At 64.6% G+C, this 22,007-nt stretch carries 18 protein-coding genes and 4 tRNA genes; 11 read left to right on the top strand and 11 right to left on the bottom strand.

What is annotated here, in order from left to right; translation table 11 throughout:
- Nucleotides 1–62: 62 nt before the first annotated feature.
- Nucleotides 63–2,900 carry an aconitate hydratase gene (locus ABFX56_RS00885; RefSeq protein ID WP_346231394.1) on the top strand — a complete coding sequence of 946 codons (2,838 nt, stop codon included), beginning with the start codon at nt 63–65 and terminating at the stop codon, nt 2,898–2,900.
- Nucleotides 2,901–2,977: 77 nt separating this feature from the next.
- Here ABFX56_RS00885 and ABFX56_RS00880 read toward each other — a convergent pair whose 3' ends face one another.
- The 5 genes from ABFX56_RS00880 to ABFX56_RS00860 form a co-directional block, all read right to left on the bottom strand.
- On the bottom strand, nt 2,978–3,514 hold the full coding sequence (locus ABFX56_RS00880) for a dihydrofolate reductase family protein (RefSeq protein WP_346231393.1): 537 nt from the start codon (nt 3,512–3,514) through the stop codon (nt 2,978–2,980).
- Between the two features lie 172 nt (nt 3,515–3,686).
- Nucleotides 3,687–5,810 carry a 3-hydroxyacyl-CoA dehydrogenase NAD-binding domain-containing protein gene (locus ABFX56_RS00875; RefSeq protein ID WP_346231392.1) on the bottom strand — a complete coding sequence of 708 codons (2,124 nt, stop codon included), beginning with the start codon at nt 5,808–5,810 and terminating at the stop codon, nt 3,687–3,689.
- A 2-nt stretch (nt 5,811–5,812) separates the two neighbouring features.
- Nucleotides 5,813–7,009 (bottom strand): thiolase family protein, encoded by a 1,197-nt coding sequence (locus tag ABFX56_RS00870; protein ID WP_346231391.1) that lies wholly within the window; start codon nt 7,007–7,009, stop codon nt 5,813–5,815.
- 75 nt (nt 7,010–7,084) lie between these two features.
- The gene (locus ABFX56_RS00865; protein ID WP_346233110.1) at nt 7,085–8,278 is read right to left on the bottom strand and encodes an HRDC domain-containing protein; all 1,194 of its coding nucleotides are present in this window, start codon (nt 8,276–8,278) and stop codon (nt 7,085–7,087) included.
- Between the two features lie 82 nt (nt 8,279–8,360).
- Nucleotides 8,361–8,975 (bottom strand): DUF3000 domain-containing protein, encoded by a 615-nt coding sequence (locus tag ABFX56_RS00860; protein ID WP_346231390.1) that lies wholly within the window; start codon nt 8,973–8,975, stop codon nt 8,361–8,363.
- A 22-nt stretch (nt 8,976–8,997) separates the two neighbouring features.
- Between ABFX56_RS00860 and ABFX56_RS00855 the strand changes: the two genes are divergently transcribed.
- Nucleotides 8,998–10,218: an alpha/beta hydrolase family protein gene (locus tag ABFX56_RS00855; protein ID WP_346231389.1), complete on the top strand. Its 1,221-nt coding sequence runs from the start codon at nt 8,998–9,000 to the stop codon at nt 10,216–10,218.
- Here the strand turns inward: ABFX56_RS00855 and ABFX56_RS00850 are convergent.
- From ABFX56_RS00850 to ABFX56_RS00840, 3 genes are all read right to left on the bottom strand, one after another.
- On the bottom strand, nt 10,136–10,879 hold the full coding sequence (locus ABFX56_RS00850) for a dihydrofolate reductase family protein (RefSeq protein WP_346231388.1): 744 nt from the start codon (nt 10,877–10,879) through the stop codon (nt 10,136–10,138). The two genes, ABFX56_RS00855 and ABFX56_RS00850, sit on opposite strands and share 83 nt — an antisense overlap.
- On the bottom strand, nt 10,876–11,316 hold the full coding sequence (locus ABFX56_RS00845) for a SufE family protein (protein WP_346231387.1): 441 nt from the start codon (nt 11,314–11,316) through the stop codon (nt 10,876–10,878). Before ABFX56_RS00845 ends, ABFX56_RS00850 begins: the two co-directional genes overlap by 4 nt.
- Nucleotides 11,317–11,378: 62 nt before the next feature.
- Nucleotides 11,379–12,278 carry a sulfurtransferase gene (locus ABFX56_RS00840; RefSeq protein WP_346231386.1) on the bottom strand — a complete coding sequence of 300 codons (900 nt, stop codon included), beginning with the start codon at nt 12,276–12,278 and terminating at the stop codon, nt 11,379–11,381.
- 162 nt (nt 12,279–12,440) lie between these two features.
- Here ABFX56_RS00840 and zapE point away from each other — a divergent pair, with 162 nt between their 5' ends.
- Complete coding sequence (gene zapE, locus ABFX56_RS00835; protein WP_346231385.1) at nt 12,441–13,508, top strand: cell division protein ZapE; 1,068 nt, start codon at nt 12,441–12,443, stop codon at nt 13,506–13,508.
- Nucleotides 13,509–13,649: 141 nt separating this feature from the next.
- Nucleotides 13,650–14,894 (top strand): ammonium transporter, encoded by a 1,245-nt coding sequence (locus ABFX56_RS00830; protein ID WP_346231384.1) that lies wholly within the window; start codon nt 13,650–13,652, stop codon nt 14,892–14,894.
- Here the strand turns inward: ABFX56_RS00830 and ABFX56_RS00825 are convergent.
- On the bottom strand, nt 14,876–15,688 hold the full coding sequence (locus tag ABFX56_RS00825) for an amidohydrolase family protein (RefSeq protein WP_346231383.1): 813 nt from the start codon (nt 15,686–15,688) through the stop codon (nt 14,876–14,878). The genes ABFX56_RS00830 and ABFX56_RS00825 overlap by 19 nt on opposite strands.
- A gap of 57 nt (nt 15,689–15,745) precedes the next feature.
- On the opposite strand from ABFX56_RS00825, the gene ABFX56_RS00820 reads away from it, so the two are divergent.
- Entirely contained in the window at nt 15,746–16,885 is a 1,140-nt protein-coding gene (locus ABFX56_RS00820) for an ammonium transporter (protein ID WP_346231382.1), read from the top strand.
- A 166-nt stretch (nt 16,886–17,051) separates the two neighbouring features.
- On the top strand, nt 17,052–17,363 hold the full coding sequence (locus ABFX56_RS00815; protein ID WP_346231381.1) for a hypothetical protein: 312 nt from the start codon (nt 17,052–17,054) through the stop codon (nt 17,361–17,363).
- A gap of 244 nt (nt 17,364–17,607) precedes the next feature.
- Here the strand turns inward: ABFX56_RS00815 and ABFX56_RS00810 are convergent.
- A tRNA-Val gene (locus ABFX56_RS00810) sits at nt 17,608–17,680 on the bottom strand.
- Nucleotides 17,681–17,797: 117 nt separating this feature from the next.
- Here ABFX56_RS00810 and ABFX56_RS00805 point away from each other — a divergent pair.
- The 3 genes from ABFX56_RS00805 to ABFX56_RS00795 all read left to right on the top strand — a co-directional run bounded on the left by ABFX56_RS00805 (nt 17,798) and on the right by ABFX56_RS00795 (nt 18,067).
- Nucleotides 17,798–17,869 (top strand) — tRNA-Gly (locus tag ABFX56_RS00805).
- A 40-nt stretch (nt 17,870–17,909) separates the two neighbouring features.
- Nucleotides 17,910–17,983, top strand: a tRNA-Cys gene (locus ABFX56_RS00800).
- A 12-nt stretch (nt 17,984–17,995) separates the two neighbouring features.
- Nucleotides 17,996–18,067, top strand: a tRNA-Val gene (locus ABFX56_RS00795).
- A gap of 44 nt (nt 18,068–18,111) precedes the next feature.
- Here ABFX56_RS00795 and ABFX56_RS00790 read toward each other — a convergent pair.
- Nucleotides 18,112–18,822 (bottom strand): VIT1/CCC1 transporter family protein, encoded by a 711-nt coding sequence (locus ABFX56_RS00790; protein WP_346231380.1) that lies wholly within the window; start codon nt 18,820–18,822, stop codon nt 18,112–18,114.
- 65 nt (nt 18,823–18,887) lie between these two features.
- Here ABFX56_RS00790 and ABFX56_RS00785 point away from each other — a divergent pair, with 65 nt between their 5' ends.
- A complete protein-coding gene (locus ABFX56_RS00785; protein ID WP_346231379.1) occupies nt 18,888–20,810 on the top strand; it encodes a glycosyltransferase in 1,923 nt (640 codons plus the stop codon).
- Nucleotides 20,797–21,981 (top strand): hypothetical protein, encoded by a 1,185-nt coding sequence (locus tag ABFX56_RS00780; protein ID WP_346231378.1) that lies wholly within the window; start codon nt 20,797–20,799, stop codon nt 21,979–21,981. Before ABFX56_RS00785 ends, ABFX56_RS00780 begins: the two co-directional genes overlap by 14 nt.
- Nucleotides 21,982–22,007: the final 26 nt, after the last annotated feature.

Raw genomic sequence — 22,007 nt, 5'->3', positions numbered from 1 at the left:
TGCTATATTTATCTTGATATCAAGATAAATACGACGATAATGTCAGCAAGGGAGACGGCGCAATGACGGCAGTCGACAGCTTCGGTTCAAAAGACACCCTCACCGTGGGGTCGAAAACGTACGAAGTGTTCCGAATCGACAAGGTTCCCGGTTACGAGAAGTTGCCGTTCAGCCTGAAGGTTCTGCTGGAGAACCTGCTCCGCACCGAGGACGGCCACAACGTGACCAAGTCCCAGATCGAAGCGCTCAGCACTTGGGATCCGAAGGCGGAGCCGAACACCGAGATCCAGTACACGCCGGCCCGGGTGATCATGCAGGACTTCACCGGCGTGCCGTGCATCGTGGATCTCGCCACCATGCGCGAGGCCGTGATGGCCCTCGGCGGCGACCCGGACAAGATCAACCCGCTGGCGCCGGCTGAGCTGGTCATCGACCATTCGGTGATCGCCGACACGTTCGGCTCGGTCGACTCCTTCGGTCAGAACGTGGAGCTCGAGTACGACCGCAACAGCGAGCGCTACAAGTTCTTGCGCTGGGGCCAGGGCGTGTTCAACGACTTCAAGGTCGTCCCGCCGGGGACCGGCATCGTGCACCAGGTCAACATCGAGTACCTGGCGCGGGTCACCATGGCCCGCGAAGTGGCCGGTGTGCTGCAGGCCTACCCGGACACGCTGGTCGGCACCGACTCGCACACCACGATGGTGAACGGCCTCGGCGTGCTGGGCTGGGGCGTCGGCGGCATCGAGGCCGAGGCGGCCATGCTCGGCCAATCCGTGTCCATGCTCATCCCGAAGGTCGTCGGGTTCAAGCTCACCGGCTCGATCCCGAGTGGCGTGACCGCGACGGATGTCGTGCTCACCATCACCCAGCTGCTGCGCAAGCACGGCGTGGTCGGCAAGTTCGTGGAGTTCTACGGAGACGGCGTGGCGCAGGTGCCGCTGCCCAACCGTGCCACGATCGGCAACATGAGCCCCGAATACGGTTCGACGGCCGCGATCTTCCCCATCGACGACATCACGCTCGACTACCTGCGGCTCACGGGCCGCAACGAGGAGCAGATCGCCCTCGTCGAGGCCTACTCGAAGATGCAGACGCTGTGGCGCGACCCGGCCAACGAGCCGGTCTTCAGCGAATATGTCGAGCTCGACCTCGGCACCGTCGTCGCCTCCATCGCCGGCCCGAAGCGTCCCCAGGACCGCGTAGAGCTGACGCGCGCCAAGGAGCAGTTCGAAATCGACCTCGAGAACTACGCGACCGTCGACCTGTCCAAGGTGGATGCGGCTGTCGAGGGCACCTTCCCGGCATCCGACCCGATCGGGCTCACCGCGCAGGACGAGGAGACCGCCCACGAGTTCTCGCATTCCAGCGCCGACTCCAAGTTCGCGAGTCCGCGGCCGTCGAACCACTCGAACCCGGCAGAGGTGACGTTGCCCGACGGGGAGAAGTTCACGATCGACCACGGCATCGTCGGGCTGGCGGCTCTGACCTCGTGCACGAACACGTCGAATCCTTCGGTCATGATCGCCGCCGGCCTGCTGGCCCGCAACGCGAGCAAGAAGGGCCTCACCTCGAAGCCGTGGGTCAAGACGACGCTGGCGCCGGGATCCAAGGTGGTCACCGATTACTACGCCAAGGTGGGCCTGGACAAGTACCTCGAGGACCTCGGCTTCTACCTGGTCGGCTACGGCTGCACGACCTGCATCGGCAACTCCGGCGGGTTGCTCACCGAGGAGGTCTCCACTGCGGTGCATGAGAACGACCTGGCGATCACCGCGGTGCTCTCGGGCAACCGCAACTTCGAGGGCCGCATCAACCCCGACGTGAAGATGAACTACCTCGCCAGCCCGCCACTGGTCGTCGCCTACGCGCTGGCCGGATCGATGGACTTCAACTTCGACACCGACCCGCTGGGCAAGGACACGGACGGCAACGACGTGTTCCTGCGCGAAATCTGGCCGGACTCCATGGAGGTGCAGAAGGTCGTCGACGAGGCGATCGACACCGAGATGTTCAAGCACCAGTACTCCTCCGTCTTCGACGGCGACGCGCACTGGAAGTCCTTGGAGACCCCGACCGGCGCCATTTACGACTGGAACGAGAAGTCGACCTACATCCGGAAGCCCCCGTTCTTCGACGGCATGACGATGGAACTGGACCCCGTTGCCAACATCGAGCGGGCCCGCGTCCTCGCCAAGCTCGGCGACTCGGTCACCACCGACCACATCAGCCCCGCCGGCAGCATCAAGGCCAACAGCCCGGCCGGGCAGTACCTGGATGCGCACGGCATCGACCGCAAGCACTTCAACTCCTACGGGTCGAGGCGCGGCAACCACGAGGTGATGATCCGCGGCACGTTCGCGAACATCCGTCTGCGCAACCAGCTACTCGACAATGTCGAGGGCGGCTACACCCGGGACTTCACCCAGACGGATGCACCGCAGTCGTTCATCTACGATGCGTCGCAGAACTACCAGGCCGCGGGCATTCCGCTCGTGGTCCTGGCTGGCAAGGAGTACGGTTCGGGGTCCTCACGCGACTGGGCGGCCAAGGGCACGGCGCTTCTCGGTGTGCACGCGGTCATTGCGACCAGCTACGAGCGGATCCACCGCTCGAACCTGATCGGTATGGGTGTTGCCCCGCTGCAGTACCTGGAGGGGCAGAACACCGACACGCTGGGCTTGGACGGCACCGAGTACATCACGGTCACCGGTCTTGACGCGCTCAACGACGGACCAACGCCCGCGACGGTGCACGTGCTGGCCGAGCCGAGTGAGAACTCGCCGGCTGGCAAGAAGCCGGTGGAGTTCGACGTCGCGGTGCGCATCGACACCCCCGGTGAAGCCGACTACTACCGTCACGGCGGCATCCTGCAGTACGTGCTGAGGTCGCTCGCCGCGTAACCCCGCACATCTGTTCCCGTTCCGGCTAACTGTGCCCAGCGCAACAGGCACAGTCAGCCGGAACGGGAACTAATGCGTCACATCCGGTAGGCCAGCTCCAGAGCGCCATTGTCGAAGGAACTGGTGCGCAGCAGCCCGAGCGGGCCGGCAATCGACGCGATCGGCAAGAGCGGCTTGCCTGAGCCGAGCACGATCGGCATGATCGTGACGACAAGTTCGTCGATCAGTCCCAGGTTCGCGAACTGCGCCGCCACGTTTCCGCCGCCGACGATCCAGACGTTTTTGCCGTCGGCGCCATCGACCAGCTTCCGATGCAGGTCGGCGATGTCCGCCTCCGATGTGAAGGTGATGTTGCCGCCGGGAATGCGGGAAAGGTCCCGGTGGGTCAGCACCCAGGTCGGCCGATCCGCGTAGTCCCAATGCTCTGGGTCTTGGCGGAGGATGAACTCGTAGGTGGTCGCGCCCATCACGAGTGCGCCGACCTCCGCCAGGAACCCGTCGTACGACTCTCGGAACGCGTCGAAACCGAACTGCAGCAACCAGTCGAGACGGTCGTTCTCGTCAGCGATGAAGCCGTCGATGGTCGAGGCCACGTAGTACTGGGTCAGTGTCATCCCGTCACGCTACTCCGATAAGAACGGTCTTACGGTCGAGGTCGCGGGCATTGGGCTTCGATACGCTCGCGCGGAGCGCTCGCACTCAACCCGCTGACGCGGGCGCCGGTTGAGTAGGCGAGCGCCCGCGCGAGCCGTATCGAAACCACGGCAGAGGAGGCCGACAACCCGGTCAGGCTAGACCACGGATCGGCGGATTGTGGAAAGTGTCACCGAACACACGCTCCGAAGCGCCGACCCGGTCGAGGTAGGGAGTCGCACCGCCCATCTGGAACGGCCAGCCGGCGCCCAGGATCAAGCACAGGTCGATGTCCTCCGCCGCGTGCACGACCTCGTCGTCCAGCATCCGTTTGATCTCGTCGGCCAGGCCGTCCTCCACGCGCAACCGCAGTTGGTCAGCCGTCATCGGCGATGTGCCGCCCTTGACAATGGCCAGCGCCTTCTTGTCGTAGCCCTTGATCTTGCCCTTGGCGTCGCGGTCAAAAATGTGCCCGAGCTCGGCCAATTTGTGCAGATTGTCGCTCTCGAAGAACCGATCCGGGAATGCCGCGTGGTGGGTGTCGAGAACGTGTGCGCCCACGGTCAGACCGACCAGCTCGAGTAACTCGAACGGCGTCATCGGCAGGCCGAACGGTGCCACCGCCGCGTCGACAACCTCAAACGGGGTACCTGTGTCGACCGCGTGCATCGCCTCACCGAGAAGCTTGGCGAGGATGCGGTTGACCACAAAGCCGGGAGTGTCACGGGTAATCACGGCATTCTTGTACAGGCTCGCGGCGGTGACCATCGCGGTGCTCAGTGTCGCGTCATCCGTCGCCGACGTCCGCACCACCTCGACGAGCGGCATCACCGCAACCGGATTGAAGAAGTGGAAACCGACCAGTCGCTCCGGATGCTTCAACCGCGCGCCGATCTTCTCCACCGACAACGACGACGTGTTGGTTGCCATGACGGCGGTGTCGGACAGATACTTCTCCACTTCCTCAAACACCGTCTGCTTCACACCGAGCTCCTCGAACACCGCCTCGATCACCCAATCGCACTGGGCGAAGTCGGCCTTGTTCGTCGTGCCGCTGACCAGCGCGTTCAAACGGTTGGATTCGTCGGGGGAGATGCGTCCCTTGGCCAGCAGCTTTGCGATCTCGTCCCGGATGTACGTGAGGCCCTTATCGACACGGGCCTGATCCAGGTCGGTGATCACCACCGGCACCTTGAGACGGCGCACGAACAGCAGTGCGAACTGGCTGGCCATCAGCCCGGCACCGATGACGCCCACCTTGGTCACCGGTTTGGCCAATGACTTGTCGGGTGCGCCGGCCGGATGCTTCGCGCGCTTCTGCACAAGATTGAATGCGTAAATGCTCGCGTGCAGTTGGTCGCCGGCGATCATGTCCGCCAGCGCCTCATTCTCTGCGGCGAACCCGGTCTGCTTGTCCGCGTTCTTGGCGCCTTTCAGAAGTTCCAGTGCCTTGTACGGCGAGCGTGCCACGGTGCCGATCCGGCTCTGCAGCATCTTGCGGGCGATCCCCACCGCGGCATCCCACTTCACGGCTCGCTCGATCTTGCCCGGTTCGTTCTTGCGGACGACCTTGATGGTGCCGGACAGCACACCGTCCGCCCACCGGATCGAGTCCTCGAGAAAATTCACCGGCGGGAAGATGGCATCGGCGATCCCGAGCTCGAACGCCTCTGGACCTTTCAGCATCCGGTTGTTCTTCAGAGGATTCTCAATGACGACCTTGAGGGCGTTCTCGATTCCGATCAGGTTGGGCAACAGCCACGTGCCACCCCACCCGGGGATGAGTCCCAGGAACACCTCGGGCAGAGCGATCGCGGGCACAGAACTGTCGATCGTGCGGTAGTTGGCGTTGAGCCCGACTTCGAGCCCTCCGCCCAATGCAAGACCGTTGATGAACACGAACGACGGAACGCCCAGTTCGGTCAGTTTGCCGAACGTTTCGTGGCCCAGTTGCGCCATCTGCCGGGCGATCTCGCGGCTCGGGATCTCGCTGATCTTGCTGAGGTCGGCGCCGGCGGCCAGAATGTAGGGCTTGCCGGTGATGCCGACGGCAGCGATCTCGCCGCGACCGGCGCGCGCCGCCAACTTGTCGAGCACGCCGGAGAGCTCGATGAGCGTCGCCGGTCCGAGCGTGTTCGGTCTGGTGTGGTCACGCCCGTTGTCGAGCGTGAGCAGCGCCATCGTCTTGCCGCTGGGCATGGCGACATCGCGCACATAGGAGTGGGTGACGACTTCGTCTGTAGTCAGTTCGAGAAGCTCTGCGGTATCCATGCTCATGATCACTTGCCTCCCTTGAAGTGCGGGTTCTCCCAGATGACCGAGCCGCCCTGGCCAAGACCAACGCACATCGCGGTGAGGCCGTAGCGCACCTCGGGATGCTCCTCGAACTGACGGGCGAGTTGAATCATAAGCCGCACTCCCGAGGACGCGAGTGGATGCCCGACCGCGATGGCGCCGCCCCACAGGTTCACCCTGGGGTCGTCGTCGTCGATGCCGAAGTGATCGAGCAGGGAGAGAACCTGCACGGCGAAGGCCTCGTTGAGTTCGAACAGGCCGATCTCGTCGATGCCGAGCCCAGCCTTACGCAGTGCCTTTTCGGTCGAAGGCACCGGGCCGATGCCCATGATCTCGGGCTCGACGCCGGCGAACGCGAAGCTCACCAAGCGCATCTTCACGCTGAGACCGAGTTCGCGCGCCATGCTTTCGCTGGCCAGGAGGCTCACGGTCGCTCCGTCGTTGAGTCCGGAGGAGTTGCCGGCCGTCACGCGGCCGTGCGGCCGGAACGGTGTCTTCAGCGTGGCGAGACCCTCCATGGTGGTGTCGGGACGCGGTGCCTCATCTCGCGTGGCCAAACCCCAGCCGTCCGGGGTGCGGGTGGCAACCGGGATCAGATCCGGCTGGATCTTCCCATCCTCGTAGGCTTTGGCGAGTTTGCGCTGGCTGTTCATCGCGTACCGGTCGGAACGCTCCTTGGTCAGGTGTGGGAACCGGTCGTGGATCTTCTCGGCGGTGGAACCCATGTTCAGCGCCTCGGCATCGACCAGTTTCTCGGTGAGAAAGCGCGGGTTCGGGTCCGCCCCGGAACCCATCGGGTGGTGCCCCATATGCTCGACGCCGCCGGCGATGGCGAGATCGTATGCGCCGAAGGCGATGGCTCCCGCCGTGGTCGTGACAGCGGTCATCGCCCCCGCGCACATGCGATCCAGGGCATATCCGGGAACCGACTTCGGTAGCCCGGCCAGAAGCGCGGCGGTGCGCCCCAGGGTGAGACCCTGATCGCCGGCCTGCGTGGTAGCAGCGATAGCCACGTCGTCGATGCGCTCGGGCGGGATGTTGGGGTTGCGCTCCATCAGGCCCACCATCGCCTTCACGATGAGGTCATCGGCCCGCGTGTTCCAGTACATCCCCTTTTCACCGGCCCGCCCGAACGGGGTGCGAACCCCGTCTACGAACACCACTTCGGCCCTGGTTGCCACAATGCCTCCCGCTTATTTAGGTCTTGATCGATCCTAAGCTGGGGGTTTTCGGCGAACGGAATCCTTTGACTCTTCCTACGAAGCGACTTCCGGCGTCTGCTCGATGGTTTGGGCCGCATCCACAAAAGCATCCACGATTGTCTGTGCAGTTACGTCAATTTGCCACGTTCTGGCACCCAGTTCAGCGAGAGAGTTGCTCACGGATTTAAGGTCGAGCGTTTCTGGGGGCGTCCACGCGAGCCGTCGCAACATCTCGGGCGTCAGCAGATTCTCCAGCGGGATGTTGTGCTCCTCTGACACTTCGGCCAGCGCAGCGCGCGCGGCTTTCAGCCGCCGGTCGGCTTCGGGATTTCGCTCCGACCAACTACGAGCGGGCGGCATCCCCTCGCCATGCTGCCGCAGGTTGGGCAGGTCATCCGTCGCCCGCCCGGTCTCGATGGCGCTCCACCAGCGAGACAACTCGCTACGACTGGCCCTTCCGGTGAACTCCCGCAACTTCGCCAGGTCGTGTCGGGTCTCCGGCATTACCTTGGCTGCGGCGAGAAGCGCCGAATCCGGCACGAGCCGGCCGGGGGCGATGTCGATCTCGCGGGCGTAGTCCTCACGCGCATCCCACAACTCGCGCGCCACGGCGAGGTTTCGTGCGGACCGGAGCGAATGCAGACCCGACAATCGCCGCCATCCGTCCGCGTGGAACGGCTTGGGCACGTGGTTCAGCACGGCGACGAATTCCTGCCGGGCGATGTCCAGCTTGTCGGCTTCCTCGAGCAGGCTCGCCACCTCGTCGCGCAGGTCGACGAGCAATTCCACGTCGAGTGCGGCGTAGACAAGCCAGGACTGTGGGAGCGGTCGGGTGGACCAGTCGGCCGCCGAGTGCTCCTTGGCCAGGTGGATGCCCAACAGCGATTCGACGACCGTGCCGAGCCCCACCCGGGGTAGTCCGAGCAGTCGGGCGCCGAGTTCGGTGTCGAAGATGCGGTCGGGGTTCAGGCCGACCTCGCGAAGGCACGGCAGGTCCTGGCTTGCCGCGTGAAGCACCCACTCGTCGGCCTTGATGGCGTCGTTCAGTTCCGTGAAGTCGCCGATGGCGGGCGGATCGAACAGAAAGGTGCCTGCATCGCGCCGGTAAATCTGAATGAGGTACGCGCGTTGTGAATAGCGGTAGCCGGATGCGCGTTCCGTGTCGATGGCAATAGGACCGTGGCCCGCGCTGATCGCCCGTACCGCGGCACGATAACCGTCTGGTGTATCGATGGCCGACACGGTCACGTGGGCGGCTTGTTCACGCGGGTGCGGTGGCTGGGCTTCGTCGCTGTGGCCTGCGGGTGATGGGGTGGAATCCGCGGGCGTACTACTCACGTCCCACTCGTCGGGCTGATAACAAACTGACTCCTTCGACCGCCGGGGGAAGCCCGGCGAACATACACAATAGGTCACCCCAGCTTTCCACATGTGCGCCGAGAGCGGCTCGAGAGGCCGCATCGACGGCAATCGGGGTCCAGGATGCGCGCAGTTCGATCTGCGATCCGTCGCCCTCGGAGGCGAGCTCGCCATAGCCGGTGGACAGAATCCTGGTCGCGGTCCCCGAGGGCGCCGAGTACCGCGCGCCCCGCGCGTCCAACGCGTCGGTCAGCCAGGACCAGGCCACATCGCTGAGAAAGGGATCCAGACCGATTTCCGGTTCCAAGGGCGCCTGGGCGAAACAGACCACCCGGAACTGGCCGTCCCATGCCTCGGGCGCCGATGGATCGAACAACAGCACGAACCGGCCGGTACCCAGGTCCGAATCGCTGTCATGACGGGCCGGAACGACGTTGGCGGACAGCGCGATCGCATAGGGTGCGAGTCCCTGCGGTGCGGCGATTTCGGTCACGGAAAGCTCGGGCCGAGTCTGAGCGGCGCGGATCGCGTCCACCGCGTCGACGAACGCAGTCGGCGCCGGCGGTCCAGGAACTTTTTCGGGCACGAGCAAAGACTAAAGTTTGACCGTGGCAGATTCCGGCAGGCACGCCGTTGTGCGCTCGCTCCGCGGCGCGGCGACGATCGCGGGGGCGCTGGCCGCCTCGGCCACGCTCGCTTTGGGGTTCGTCACCTTTCACTTCGCAAAGACCGTGGTCACGGTGCCGCGAGCGCGGCCGGATGACGTGCCAGTGCTGGGATGCGACGGTGACACCATCACTCTGGGAGCGACCCCGGACTCGGTCCTCGACGGGAACTACAGCTTCTGGTTCGCCGGCTCGGCCGGGCACGCCAGGCTGGGCGAGGTCCTGAGGCGGGGCGAGCGGTGGGTGACCAGGCGTGTGATTGCCGTGGAGTCAGGGGACCTGACGACCGCGGTCCGCGGCAGGATGGGCGGCTGGTTTTATCAGCGGCCCGAAGACCTTGGCTTTGAGTATCAGGACGTGCTGGTGCCGACACCGGTAGGAGACGCGCCCGCGTGGCTCGTTCCGGGGCCGGCCGGATCGGACTGCTGGGTGATCCAGGTGCACGGCCGCGCGGTCACGCGCCACGAGGCATTGCGCGCCGTTCCCGTTTTCCACGCCGCCGGGTACACCGCGCTGCTCATTTCTTATCGCAACGACGGCGTTGCACCGTCGAGCGTCGACGCGCGTTATGCGCTTGGCGACACCGAGTGGCAGGATGTCGCCGCGGCGGTGGAGTTCGCGCGGCACCATGGCGCACGCGACGTGGTGATCATGGGTTGGTCGATGGGCGGTGCGATCGCGTTGCAGACGGTAACCCGTGCCGCGCACGACCTGATCCGTGGAGTCGTGCTCGATTCGCCGGTGATCGACTGGGTGGCCGCCTTGGATTACCAAGCCGCGCTGTTGCGGCTGCCGCGGCTCATCACGCGGGGCGTCTACCGGTTGATCGGCAGTTCGTGGGGCAGCCGGTTCACCGGTCAGGCCCAGCCGATCAACTTGGACCGGCTCGACTTCGTACGGCGTGCGACAGAGCTCTCGCTTCCCATCCTGCTTCTCCACAGCGATGACGACGGGTATGTCCCCTCGGCGCCGTCGCGGGCACTGGCCAACGCCCGACCTGACATCGTGACGTTCGAAGCCTTCGAGCACGCGCGTCATACCAAACTGTGGAACTACGACCCGGAGCGCTGGAACGGGGCAATCACACAGTGGCTGACCGCTCTGGAAACATCCAGCGCGCATACAGGGCGTCCGAGTCGTCGACGAGAAGCTGCGCAAGGCTGAGTCTGCCGCCCTCGATGGCGCCGGAAAGCAGCGGCAGCCGCATTTCATCGAGCATCGGGCTGGTGGTCAGGCACAATTCGTCCACCAGTTCGGCATTGACCAACTGAGCGGCCAGCGTGGGGCCACCTTCGCAGACGATGTTCGCCAGCCCGCGGTCTCGCAGCGCCCTGATCGCTGCGGTGACGGGGATGACTCCCGCCTCGGCAGGGACCGCAATCACCTCCACGGTGGACGGCAGCTCTGAGCGGACCGCTTCGGCGGCCGCCTGGGCGCAGATCACCAGGAGTCGGCCGGCCTGGATGTGGGTCGGAATGCGGTGACCGGTGAGGTTACCGCTTGCGGTGATCACTGCCAGCGGGGCGGTACGGGGCAGCAGGTATCCCTCGGCGCGCACGCTGGAGGCGCCCACGAGCACAACGTCGCTGAGCCGGCGGATCACCCCGAGCACGGCCCGGTCGGTGCGGCTCGACAGCGCATCCGAGGTGCCATCCGGACCAGCCGCATTTCCGGCGATGGTGGTCACGAAGTTCAGGCGCAGCCACTGTCGTCGTGGCGGCGTGTACCACTGCGCAAGCCGGCCCCGGGCATCAGGGGACTGCAGGTCAACCGATTCCGCAGCGGTGGCACCGGATGCGACCGGAAAGATGCGGGTGAGGCTCACGCCGCTTGTTTTCCGCGGACCTGACGTTTCGTGCGTCCGAGCAGCGCCATCATGCCGCGGATGCGCAGCGGGCTGACCGCTTCGGTCAGACCGATGGTCAGCGGGTAGTCGTCTGGAACGGCCAGCACTTGCTCCACGGTGAGGCCGGCCAGACCCTGGGTGAGGATGGATGCGAAGCCCCGCGTAGTCGGGGCTTCCTTGGGCGCGGTGGCGTAGAGGTGGACGATGTCATGATCGTCCACCTCCACAAAGAGATACACCGGTGACTGGCATTCCTCGACCCGTTCGAACAGGTCGGGGTGGTCACGGTAGCGTTCGGGCAGGTCGGGCAGTTCGCCCGCGAATTCGAGCAGCATGACCAGTCGGTCGTGCAGTCCGAGGGCGAGAAAGTCGTCCCGGATCTCCACGAGCGCCTCAGGCAGATTCTGGTCGGTCATCGTGAACTATTCTCCTACTGCGCGCATCTAACGGTGTGCCTCTCACGCTGTGCCGGCGTGTGTCACCGGACGGGCACGGCCCCCGGCTCGGTTCCGCGTACGATCGGGACGCGTACCGAGCTGCCCCACTCGGTCCACGAGCCGTCGTAGTTGCGCACACCCTTGAACCCGAGCAGGTAGGTCAGGGCGAACCAGGTGTGGCTGGATCGCTCGCCGATGCGGCAGTAGGCGATCACATTGTCGCCGTCCTTGAGTCCGGCACCGTCTTGGTAGATCGCCTTCAGCTCGTTCAGCGGCTTGAAGGTTCCGTCGGAAGCGACAGCCTTGCCCCATGGCACGTTTTGCGCCGTGGGGATGTGGCCGCCGCGCAGCGCTGACTCTTCGGGATACCCCGGTCCGGTGGTGCGGTCGCCGACGAATTCTTCTGGGGAACGCACGTCCACAAGAGGGTTGCCGAAGTGGGCTAGCACGTCGTCCTTGTAGGCGCGGATCGGGGCGTCATTGCGCTCCACGACCGGATACTCCGCGGGCGTCACGGTGGGCTCATCGGTCGTGTAGGCACGGCCGTCCGCCTCCCACTTGGCCCGTCCGCCGTCGAGCAGGCGCACGTCCTCGTGGCCGAAGAGGGTGAATACCCACAGCGCATAAGCGGCCCACCAGTTGTTCTTGTCGCCGTAGATCACCACAGTGGTGTCGCGGGAGATGCCCTTAGACCCCAGCAGCTTCGCGAAGGTCTCACCATCGATGTAGTCGCGCTCCACCGGGTCGTTGAGGTCGGTGTGCCAGTCGATCTTCACGGCACCCGGGATGTGCCCGGTCTCGTACAGCAGGACGTCTTCGTCGGATTCGACCACGACCAGCCCGGCAGTGCCGAGGTGTTTCTCGAGCCAGTCGCCGGTGACCAGACGCTCGGGATGGGCGAAATCGGCGAACTTCGTGGACGGATCGACCTCAACGGCCATGGTGATTACCTCCTGTTGTCGCCACTGAAGGGCGAAATCAAATCGGATGCGCGGGTTAGGCTTAACCGTCCCGCTCTGTTACGAACTTAGTTTTCCGCACGCCGCAAAGACAGCATCGCGTAAAGGTTCGACACAGTAGACAACAGCACCTTTGGACGATAAATGCCCGATACCGCAATCTCAGAAACCAACGCGAGGTCTCACGACGTGATCGCCGAACACCCCCGGTCGATCGGCAGCCTGCTCGAGCGCAACCCGAAGCTCTCCGGGCCGGAGATGGTCAAGCACCTCGTGCCGCCCAGGCAGTTCGAGCATGCCACCTTCGAGTCGTATCGTCCGGACGACGACTATCCGTCCCAGGCCGAGGCGGTCGAGTCGATGAAGGCGTTCGCCGGAGCGTTGAAGCCGGCGCGGGGTGGGCTCTTCCGCAAGCGTGCTCCTGAGACATTGCCGGGGATCTACCTGGACGGCGGTTTCGGCGTCGGCAAGACCCACCTGCTGGCCGCGCTGTGGCACGTGGCCACCGGACGCAAGTATTTCGGCACCTTCATCGAGTACACGGCGCTGGTCGGAGCGCTCGGCTACCGCACCGCGGTGAAGCTGCTGACCGGAGCGTCGCTGTTGTGCATCGACGAGTTCGAACTCGATGACCCTGGCGATACTCGGCTGATGTCCAGATTGCTGTCCGAACTCGTCGCCTCCGGCAGCCGCATCGCCGCAACCTCCAACACGCCGCCCAACGCGCTCGGTGAGGGCCGATTCGCCGCTCAGGACTTCCTCCGCGAGATCGACGCACTCTCCGCCCAGTTCCAGACCATCAAGATCGATGGCGTCGACTACCGCAGGCGCGCCATCGAAGGGCACACCGTGTCGCTGTCGCCGGAAGAGTTCGACGAAGCGATCGCCGGCGTATCCGGCACCATCACGGTGGATAGTTTCGATGACATCCTCGAGCATCTGTCGAACGTGCATCCGTCGCGGTATGTGAAGCTCGTGGAAGGGCTTGACGCGATCGGCGTGCGGGACGTGCACAAACTCGCCAGCCAAACGGATGCGCTGCGGCTGGTGGCCTTTGTCGATCGGCTCTACGATGCACAAATTCACGTATTCGCCGAGGGGGAGCCGCTGGACAGCGTCTTCGCGGAGGACATGCTGGCGGGCGGATATCGCAAGAAGTATCTGCGCGCCACCTCGCGGATGATTTCCCTCACCACCGACGACATCGCCTAGCGCCGGCACCGGAGGGGCGAAACACAATGGTTACCCAAGCGGGGCAGCCGTAACATGCCCGAAACGACATGCGGAGGACCCGGAAACCTGGGTGCGTGAAGCTTTCCCTCATCTCGAACGAGTCGAAGGAGAGGGTCCGCCATGGACGTTTCGGACACCATCACGAGCAACCTGGACTCGCTGTGGCTGCTGATCGCCGCGGCGCTGGTGCTGTTGATGACCCCGGGTCTTGCGTTCTTCTACGGCGGCATGGTTCGCGCCAAAAGCGTGATCAGCATGATGATGATGAGCTTCGGATCGATGGCGCTCGTCGCGGTGTTGTGGGTGCTCTACGGCTATGGCCTGGTGTTCGGTCATCCGCTCCTGCCGGGGTTCCTCGGTAACCCCAGTGGGCTGTTCGGCTTGGAGTCGCTGCTCGGCATCGGCGCCGACGGCACGGCGCATCCGGATCTGCAGGGCCTGGCCTTCGCCGGGTTCCAGGCGACGTTCGCCATCATCACCGTTGCGTTGATCTCCGGTGCGATTGCCGGGCGGGCCAAGTTCGGCGCATGGATGGTGTTCACCGGTGTCTGGGTCACGATCGTCTACTTCCCGGTTGCGTACTGGGTGTTCAACCTGGCCGACGGCTGGGCGGTCGCGGCGCTGCACGTCAATGACTTCGCCGGTGGCACAGCGGTGCACATCAACGCGGGTGCGGCCGGCCTTGCACTCGCCCTGGTGCTGGGCAAGCGCGACGGGTTCGGCAAGGGGCTCGGTAAGCCGCACAACGTGCCGTTGACGATGCTCGGTGCCGCGCTGCTCTGGTTCGGCTGGTTCGGCTTCAACGCCGGATCCGAAGCGGCGGTGGACGGCATCGCGGCCTTGGCCTGGATCAACACGCTCGCCGCCCCCGCCGCGGGCATCCTGGGGTGGCTGATCGTGGAAAGGCTGCGCGACGGCAAGCCGACCTCGATCGGTGCGGCATCCGGCGCCGTAGCCGGCTTGGTGGCGATCACGCCGGCGTGCAACATCCTCAGTCCGGGCTGGGCGATCGTGCTCGGGGTGCTCACCGGCGCGGTGTGCGCCTTGGCGATCGAGCTGAAGTACAAGCTCGGATTCGACGACTCACTGGACGTGGTGGGGATCCACCTGGTGGGCGGGCTGATCGGCACACTCTATGTCGGAGTGTTCGGGATGGGGATCGGTTTGGTGGATACCGGCAGCTTCTCCCAGCTGTGGGTGCAGGCCGTCGGGGCCGTTTCGGTCGCCGCGTACTCGTTCGCGCTTGCCTACGCGATCGGATTCGCCATTGAGAAGACCGTCGGATTCCGGGTCAGAACCCAAGATGAAGCGGCCGGGGTGGACTCGCTCGTGCACGGCGAGGAAGGCTACGCGCTGGCCGGCTGAGGATCGTTCCCGGCATCCGGATGGTACAGCTGCCAGGCGTTGTTGAAGAGCACCGCCGCAGCGCCACGGGGGCCGAGGGCCCGGGTGATGAGGTCGAGATCCTGGTCCAGGAAGGGACGGGGCGCTCGCGTCGACGGCAGGTCGGTGCCGAACATGAGCGCCGTGGGGTTCGCCGCCATCAGTGCCTGCAGCGCTTCCGGCACATCGAAGTCGACGCGGCCGAATCCGGTGGCCTTGACGTGGACGCCGTTTTCGACAAGGCGCAGGAGGTGGGCGAGTCCCGCGCCGGTGAGCCCGAGGTGGTCGATGCTCACCGCGGGGAGGGTCAGCAGTAGCTGGGCGAGGTCGGGCAGGTCCTGCGCGTCGATGTAGAGCTCGGCGTGCCATCCGGCCACCGCGTGCACTCGCCGGGCCAGGCGCTCGAGGTGCTCGACCGCTGCCGATCCACCTCTGCGCAGGTTGAACCGCACTGCTCGCACTCCGGCCGCGGCCAGGCGGAGGATTTCCGCATCCGGCACTGAGGCCGGCACCTGGGTGACGCCGACAAAGCCGGGACCGAGTTCCCGCAACGCAGCGAGGAGATATGTCTGGTCGAAGCCCTGGAACGACCCGGACACCACGGCTCCGCCGATGATGCCCAACCGGTTGACGCGCTCCAGGTAGTCGGCGACTGTGAACGAACCCGGCAAGAATCCGTCGTTGGCGTGGAGCGGGAACCGGGGATCGATGATGTGCAGGTGGGCGTCGAACACCCGCTGCGGCGCTCGCGTCATTGGCGTGTCGCCAGTCATCATCGTCCCCATCGTGTCCACCCATACAGTAGTTGCTGGAAGGGACAGTTCCGTATGGCGATGCTTCTGGCAACAGTGCTGGCGTTGGCCACGATTCCCGGTCTCGCGCTGTTCTACGGCGGTGTCGTGGGGGCACCGGCACGGATCGCTAGCCGGTCGGTCGCAGGACTGGCAGTCGCGGCGCTGGTCTGGTTCGGTTATGGGCACGCCCTGGTGTTCGGCGTGCCGCTCATTGACGGGGTTGTCGGCAACCCACTGGGTCCAGACGGTCCATCCTTCGGAGCTAACCCTTTCACCACGTCAATGTTCGGCGTTGCGTCTGCCTTTGTTGCCGTCTCAGTGCTGGGTTCTGCGCTGGGGGGCCGGATGCGAATGCGCGGGTGGCTGCTGTTCGCCGCGCTGTGGACAAGTGTGGTCTTCTACCCGATCTCGTATTGGGTTCTCAACGAGAGCGACGGTTGGGCCGCCGGCATGTTGGTGGCCGATCTCGGCGGTGGAGCTTTTGTACACATTGCCGCCGGCGCTGCCGCGTTGGCCCTGCTCATCGTTTTCGGCCGACGGTCATCGCACATCCACCGGCTGTGGCCCGGAGCATCCCTGGTCGGGGCACTGCTGTTGTGGATCGGTTGGCTCGGCTTTAACATCGCTGCGGAAGGTGTCGTGGACGACGTGACGGGACTGATCGTTCTGAACTCGCTCGTCGCCCCTATCGCGGGCACCGTCGGCTGGCTACTCGCCGAGGCACTGTCCACCGGCAGAGTCTCGCGGTCGGCGCCCGGCGAAGGACTTGTGGCCGGCCTGGTGGCCATTGCGCCGGCGTGCGGCAGCTTCGCGCCGGGCTGGGCGGTTGCGCTCGGCTTGTTGTCGGGCGCTGCATGCGCGTTCACCGTGCTCGCCGCCCGACGACGTGGCTACGGCAGCAGATTCATCGTGCCGGCGATCCACCTGATCGCCGCGGTCGTCGGGCTGCTCTCGATCGGCGTGTTCGGCGATGCCGTCGGCTTTATCTACAACGGCAATCCGGCACAGACGATCGCCCAGGTCAGCGTGATCGTCGTCGTCGCCGGGTATTCATTCGCCGTGACCTGGGTGCTCGGCTGGCTGTTATTCGGCCGACGTTCGCGCACCAAGGTAACCGGATCGGCTGATCCTGCGGAAAGGCATCCGGAGTCTGCCCAGACCGGCGGCTCTCGCCCCTGAGGGCACAATCTCCAGCGGCCTCACGTGACCAGCTTCCTTGACATACGCTCGGGGACCTGCTCATCTGATCTTCGAGGGTTCATCGAGTTACCGCTTCGAGCAGGGGGCGTTGAGGATCAGAAAAATTTGGCGTAGACCGACTGGGACGGTCGTTTTCGCGGTTTTGATGCTGTCCCTTCTCGTGGTCATGTGGCTCGTCTCAACCAACATTCACACGGACCGACCGGTGACCCTCGAGGGTGTCAGTGACGAGGTCATCAACGGAGTGGAGATGTTCCAGAAGGATCTACCGCAGTCCGCGGTGCTGGACGTAAGGGACGAACGGCACGTTGCTGCGTGCCCCGATCACGGCGGGGGGCTGCAGTTGAGCATTGCGCGCACGATCAGAACGACGCCCACGTTCGATCGAGTGGGATGGCTGCACACCTTGGGTGCAAGGTATGAAAAAGCCGGATGGAAACGACGATTCGAACGTTGAATTCACGCGATCACGTGAACTTGAAACTTGTCGGACCTCCGCTTCTCGTCTATGAAATCACCTCGACGGATAGCGGAGATCCTCGCTTGATCTTCCGTTCAGAGTCGCGGTGCTCTGCGCCGACAACCTGAGCCGACAACCTGAGCCGACAACCTGAGCCGACAACCTGAGCCGACAACCTGAGCCGACAACCTGAGCCACCACAACGGCGAGAATCCCGACGCCGCCAACGAATGTCAGGTTGTGGGCGATACCGGACTTGAACCGATGACCTCTTCCGTGTGAAGGAAGCGCGCTACCAACTGCGCCAATCGCCCTTTGTGTCAACCTCGACTCGACAATCTTGCCACAGGTTTGGCAACAGACCGTGCGGCGAATTGTCATCAACACTTTTCATCGGCTAGAGTCACTAAGCACGCACTGATGCGGGCAATGCGGATGTGGCGCAGTGGTAGCGCACAACCTTGCCAAGGTTGGGGTCGCGAGTTCGAATCTCGTCATCCGCTCGAGTGGGAAGTGTCAGCCTCGCTGGCTGCTCCCGCGCACGGTGGAGTGGCCGAGAGGCGAGGCAGCGGCCTGCAAAGCCGTACACGCGGGTTCAAATCCCGTCTCCACCTCCAGGACGACACCCTGGGCGATTGGCGCAGCGGTAGCGCGCTTCCCTGACACGGAAGAGGTCATCGGTTCGATCCCGGTATCGCCCACAACACGATTGTCTTCATCGGCTGGAACTTTCCACACAGCGCGGTCAGAGCGCAGTCCCCACCAGATTGCCGATCACCAGCGTCACGATCATCGTGACAACACTGACGGCAACATTCCGGATGATTGCGCGCGGCGCCGAGGCTCCGCCGAGCCGCGCCGCGACCCATCCGGTCAGCGACAGAGTGAGCACTACGGAAATGAAGGTCACCGGAATGCGAGCCTGTTCTGGCGGCAGCGAGATCGCCAGCAACGGGAGCACGGATCCCAGTGCGAACGAGATCAGTGACGCCCACGCCGCCGCCCAAGGACTCACATGTTGGTGAGCGTCGATACCGAGCTCGACCTCCGCGTGTGCCGCCAGAGCATCAGTCTCAGTGAGTTCTCGGGCTACGGCCCGAGCGGTCTCAGCGCTGAGCCCGCGGTCGCGATACAGCCCTTCGAGCTCGGCTAATTCTTGTTCCGGCATCGTCTCGAGCTCGAACCGCTCCTTGGCCAATGCCGCACGTTCCGTGTCGCGTTGCGCACTGACCGAGGTGTATTCACCACCGGCCATCGACAGTGCACCGGCGACCATTCCGGCAAGACCGGCGATGAGTATCGCGCCACTGTCCGAGGTGGCGCCGGCAACGCCGACGACCAACCCGGCGGTGGAGACGATTCCATCGTTCGCCCCGAGCACCCCCGCGCGCAGCCAATTCAGGCGTGTGCTGAGTCTGTCGAGATGCGGTTCATCATTGTGTGGAGCCGTCGTCATTCTGATCACGTTACCGTCGGCACCGTGCAATTGCGCTCACGTGGCACGCGAACGGGGTCTTGTCAATGTCAGACAATCGACGGGACGATGAGGCCATGGCGCAGCAGGCGGAGTCCCGATCCGCGCAAAGCCGATCCACCCAAAGCCGATCCACCCAAAGCACTGCCTTCGCGGACCTCCTACTGCAATCCGGACTCATCACCACGGCGCAACTCGCCATCGCGCGAGCCGGGAAAGCCAGGACCGGTTCCCACATCGACGAGGTTCTCACCGAGCTCGGCCTGGTGGATTCTGCCGCATTGCGGAGAGTGATGTCCGACGCCTGGTCCCTTCCTCAGGTCGACCTTGCCTCCGGCAGCGTCGACGAAGACCTCGTGCGCAAGTACTCCGGCCAGCGCCTCATGGCGGAGAATTGGATCCCCGTACGCGCGCTGCAGGACAGCAGCGTCCTGGTGGCCACCGCACGAGTACCGGATGCCGGCCGAGCCGCGTACATCGCCGCCGTCGTTCACGCGCCGGTGACATTCGCGGTGGCGACCTCCTGGGACATCCGCCACGCGGTTCTGCGCATCTACAACCTGGCCATCGCCGAACAGGCGGCGAACGAACTGTGGGATCACACTCCGCAGCTGTCCGCGAAAATGGTACTTTCCCGCGGCCAGAAGGCAGGAACGCTGTTGGCCCTTCTTGCAGCGGCGGCTCTCGCCGTGGTGTGGCCGTTGCTCGTGGTGCTCTGCCTGGTGACGCTGCTCAGCTTCGGCTTCCTCGCCGGTATCTCGTTCCGGTTCATCGTGGCGCTGCGCGGTGCGAAGGTGGACATCGTCGAGCGGGTCTCCGACCGCGAGGTGGCCGAACTGGACGACGGTGACTTGCCGGTGTACACCGTGCTGGTGCCGGTGTTCCACGAAGAGAACATCATTCCCCGGCTGGTGGAGAATCTGGGCAAGATCGACTACCCGCAGCACAAACTCGAGATCCTCATTCTGATCGAAGAAGACGATCTCGCCACCCGCGCCGCGGTAGAAGGCACCCAACCGCCGGCCAACTTCCGCATCGTCACCGTGCCGCGCGGTGAGCCGCAGACCAAGCCGCGCGCCTGCAACGTCGGCCTGTTCGTGGCCAGCGGTGAATTCCTGGTCATCTTCGACGCCGAAGACACGCCCGACCCCGACCAGCTGAAACGGGCGCTCATCGCCTTCCGGCACGGCGGCTCGAAGACGGTCTGCGTGCAGGCCGCGCTCAACTACTTCAACGCCCGCGAGAACATACTCACCCGCATGTTCACCCTCGAGTACAGCTACTGGTACGACTACATGCTGCCCGGGCTTGATCTTGACAAGCTGCCCATCCCACTGGGCGGCACCTCGAACCATTTCCGCACCTCCGCGCTCATCGAACTCGGCGGCTGGGACCCGTTCAACGTGACCGAGGACGCCGACCTCGGTATCCGAGCCAGTGCGCTGGGATTCCGTGTCGGAGTGGTGAACTCCACCACGATGGAAGAGGCCAACACCTCGGTACCGAACTTCATCAGACAGCGCAGCCGTTGGGTGAAGGGCTATCTGCAGACCGCACTCGTGCACGCTCGGTCGCCACGGCGACTGGTCCGCCAAATCGGTCTGCGTCGGGTGCTCGGCTTCGCGCTGCTCATCGCGGGGACCCCGGCAAGCTTTCTCGGGGTACTGCCGTTCTACGCGCTCGCGGCGCTCACGGTGCTGGTTCCCGCCGCTGTGCTGTCCGAGTTCGTTCCGGTCTGGTTGCTCTGGGTCTGCATGGTGAACTTCCTCACCGGAACGGCCGTCATGGTGTACCTGTCGATGATGGGACCGTACAAACGGGGCACCTTCACCCTCATCCCGTGGGCATTCCTCAACCCCGTCTACTGGATCCTGCACTCGTTCGCGGCGTACAAGGCCCTCTGGCAGCTCGTCAGTAAACCGCACTACTGGGAGAAGACCCAGCATGGGCTCACACATGTCCGCAACTGACACCGTCCAGGCCGTTCAACTGAGGCCCAGAAGCCGCGGCGAGCGGAGGCCGCCGCGCACCAGGCTGGACGCGTATCCGCGCGATCCGCTACGCCGGTGGTTGCTGCGCACGGGGTTTGCACTGCCATTCCTCGCCGCCGCGATCCTGAATTCCATTCACCCCGCCGGCGTCAGCGTCAATGCCGGACTTCTCCAGCACGCCGCGCAGATCCCCTGGGACAGCGGCAACTCGGCCTGGATCGGCGACCTCTTTCCGCCCATCAGCACCGCCATCGCGGTGCTGGCTCCCGGCGGTCGACTCGGTCTCGCGGTCATCGGAGCCGTTGCCGCCGGAATCGTGCTGCAAAAGGTCGTCGAAATTCTGGCGCAACGCCGGGTACCGATGTCGACGACTGCGCTGCTCGTGATCGCACTCGGGGCAAATCCGCTGTTCTTCTTCACCGCCCTGGAAAATCTTCCGGCGTTCTTGGGGCTGTCATTCTTCGGACTCGCGCTGGCGGATATCGTCCGGTTCGTCAGCTGGGGGAGCACCCAGTCCGGGTTCCGGGCCGGCTTGTTCCTGATGCTGGCCACGATGACCGACCGCAGCGCCGTACTCTACGTCGTCGCCGCGATCGTCGCCGCCTCATTCCTGCGTCTGAGCCGCAGCGGACAGCGCGGGGCGCGGATTGCCAATACACTCGTCATCGCGTATCCCGCGGCGGCCGCAGTGGGATCCGTGTTGCTTCTCAACCTCATGTTCCTTCGGGAACCCTTCGGTCTCGCCGGCGACATCCTGGTCAGTCATCAGTCCCGGCTGGAATCCGTGGCCGGCGTGTTCACAACGCCATACGGGGCGCTCGTGATCGCGTCAGTGACCACCGCATGGTTGATGTCTCTCGTCGTGCGACGGCCCGGCGGCATCATCGTCGCCACGTTGGCTTTCGCCGCATTGTCGGTCGGATTCGTGCTCGGCCTGGTGCCGCCGGAGTCCTCCGGCAACACGTTCATGATGATGACCATGCTCTGCATCGCCCTGATCCCGACCGCCAGGGCGCAGAGCGCCACGCGGCTCGTGAGCCTTGTCGCGGTCGCCCAAATCGTGATCGCCTGGATCGCCGTGATCGAACGTCCTGAGATTCTCGATTGGCTGGTATCGCTGATCGGTACCACCGCATCCGTGTTGGGCTGAAGCGGCGCCGTCCCAAGCTAAAGTGG

Source organism: Parafrigoribacterium mesophilum, assembly GCF_039652555.1.
GTDB lineage: Bacteria > Actinomycetota > Actinomycetes > Actinomycetales > Microbacteriaceae > Parafrigoribacterium > Parafrigoribacterium mesophilum.
This window is presented reverse-complemented; position numbering and strand designations above follow the sequence as displayed.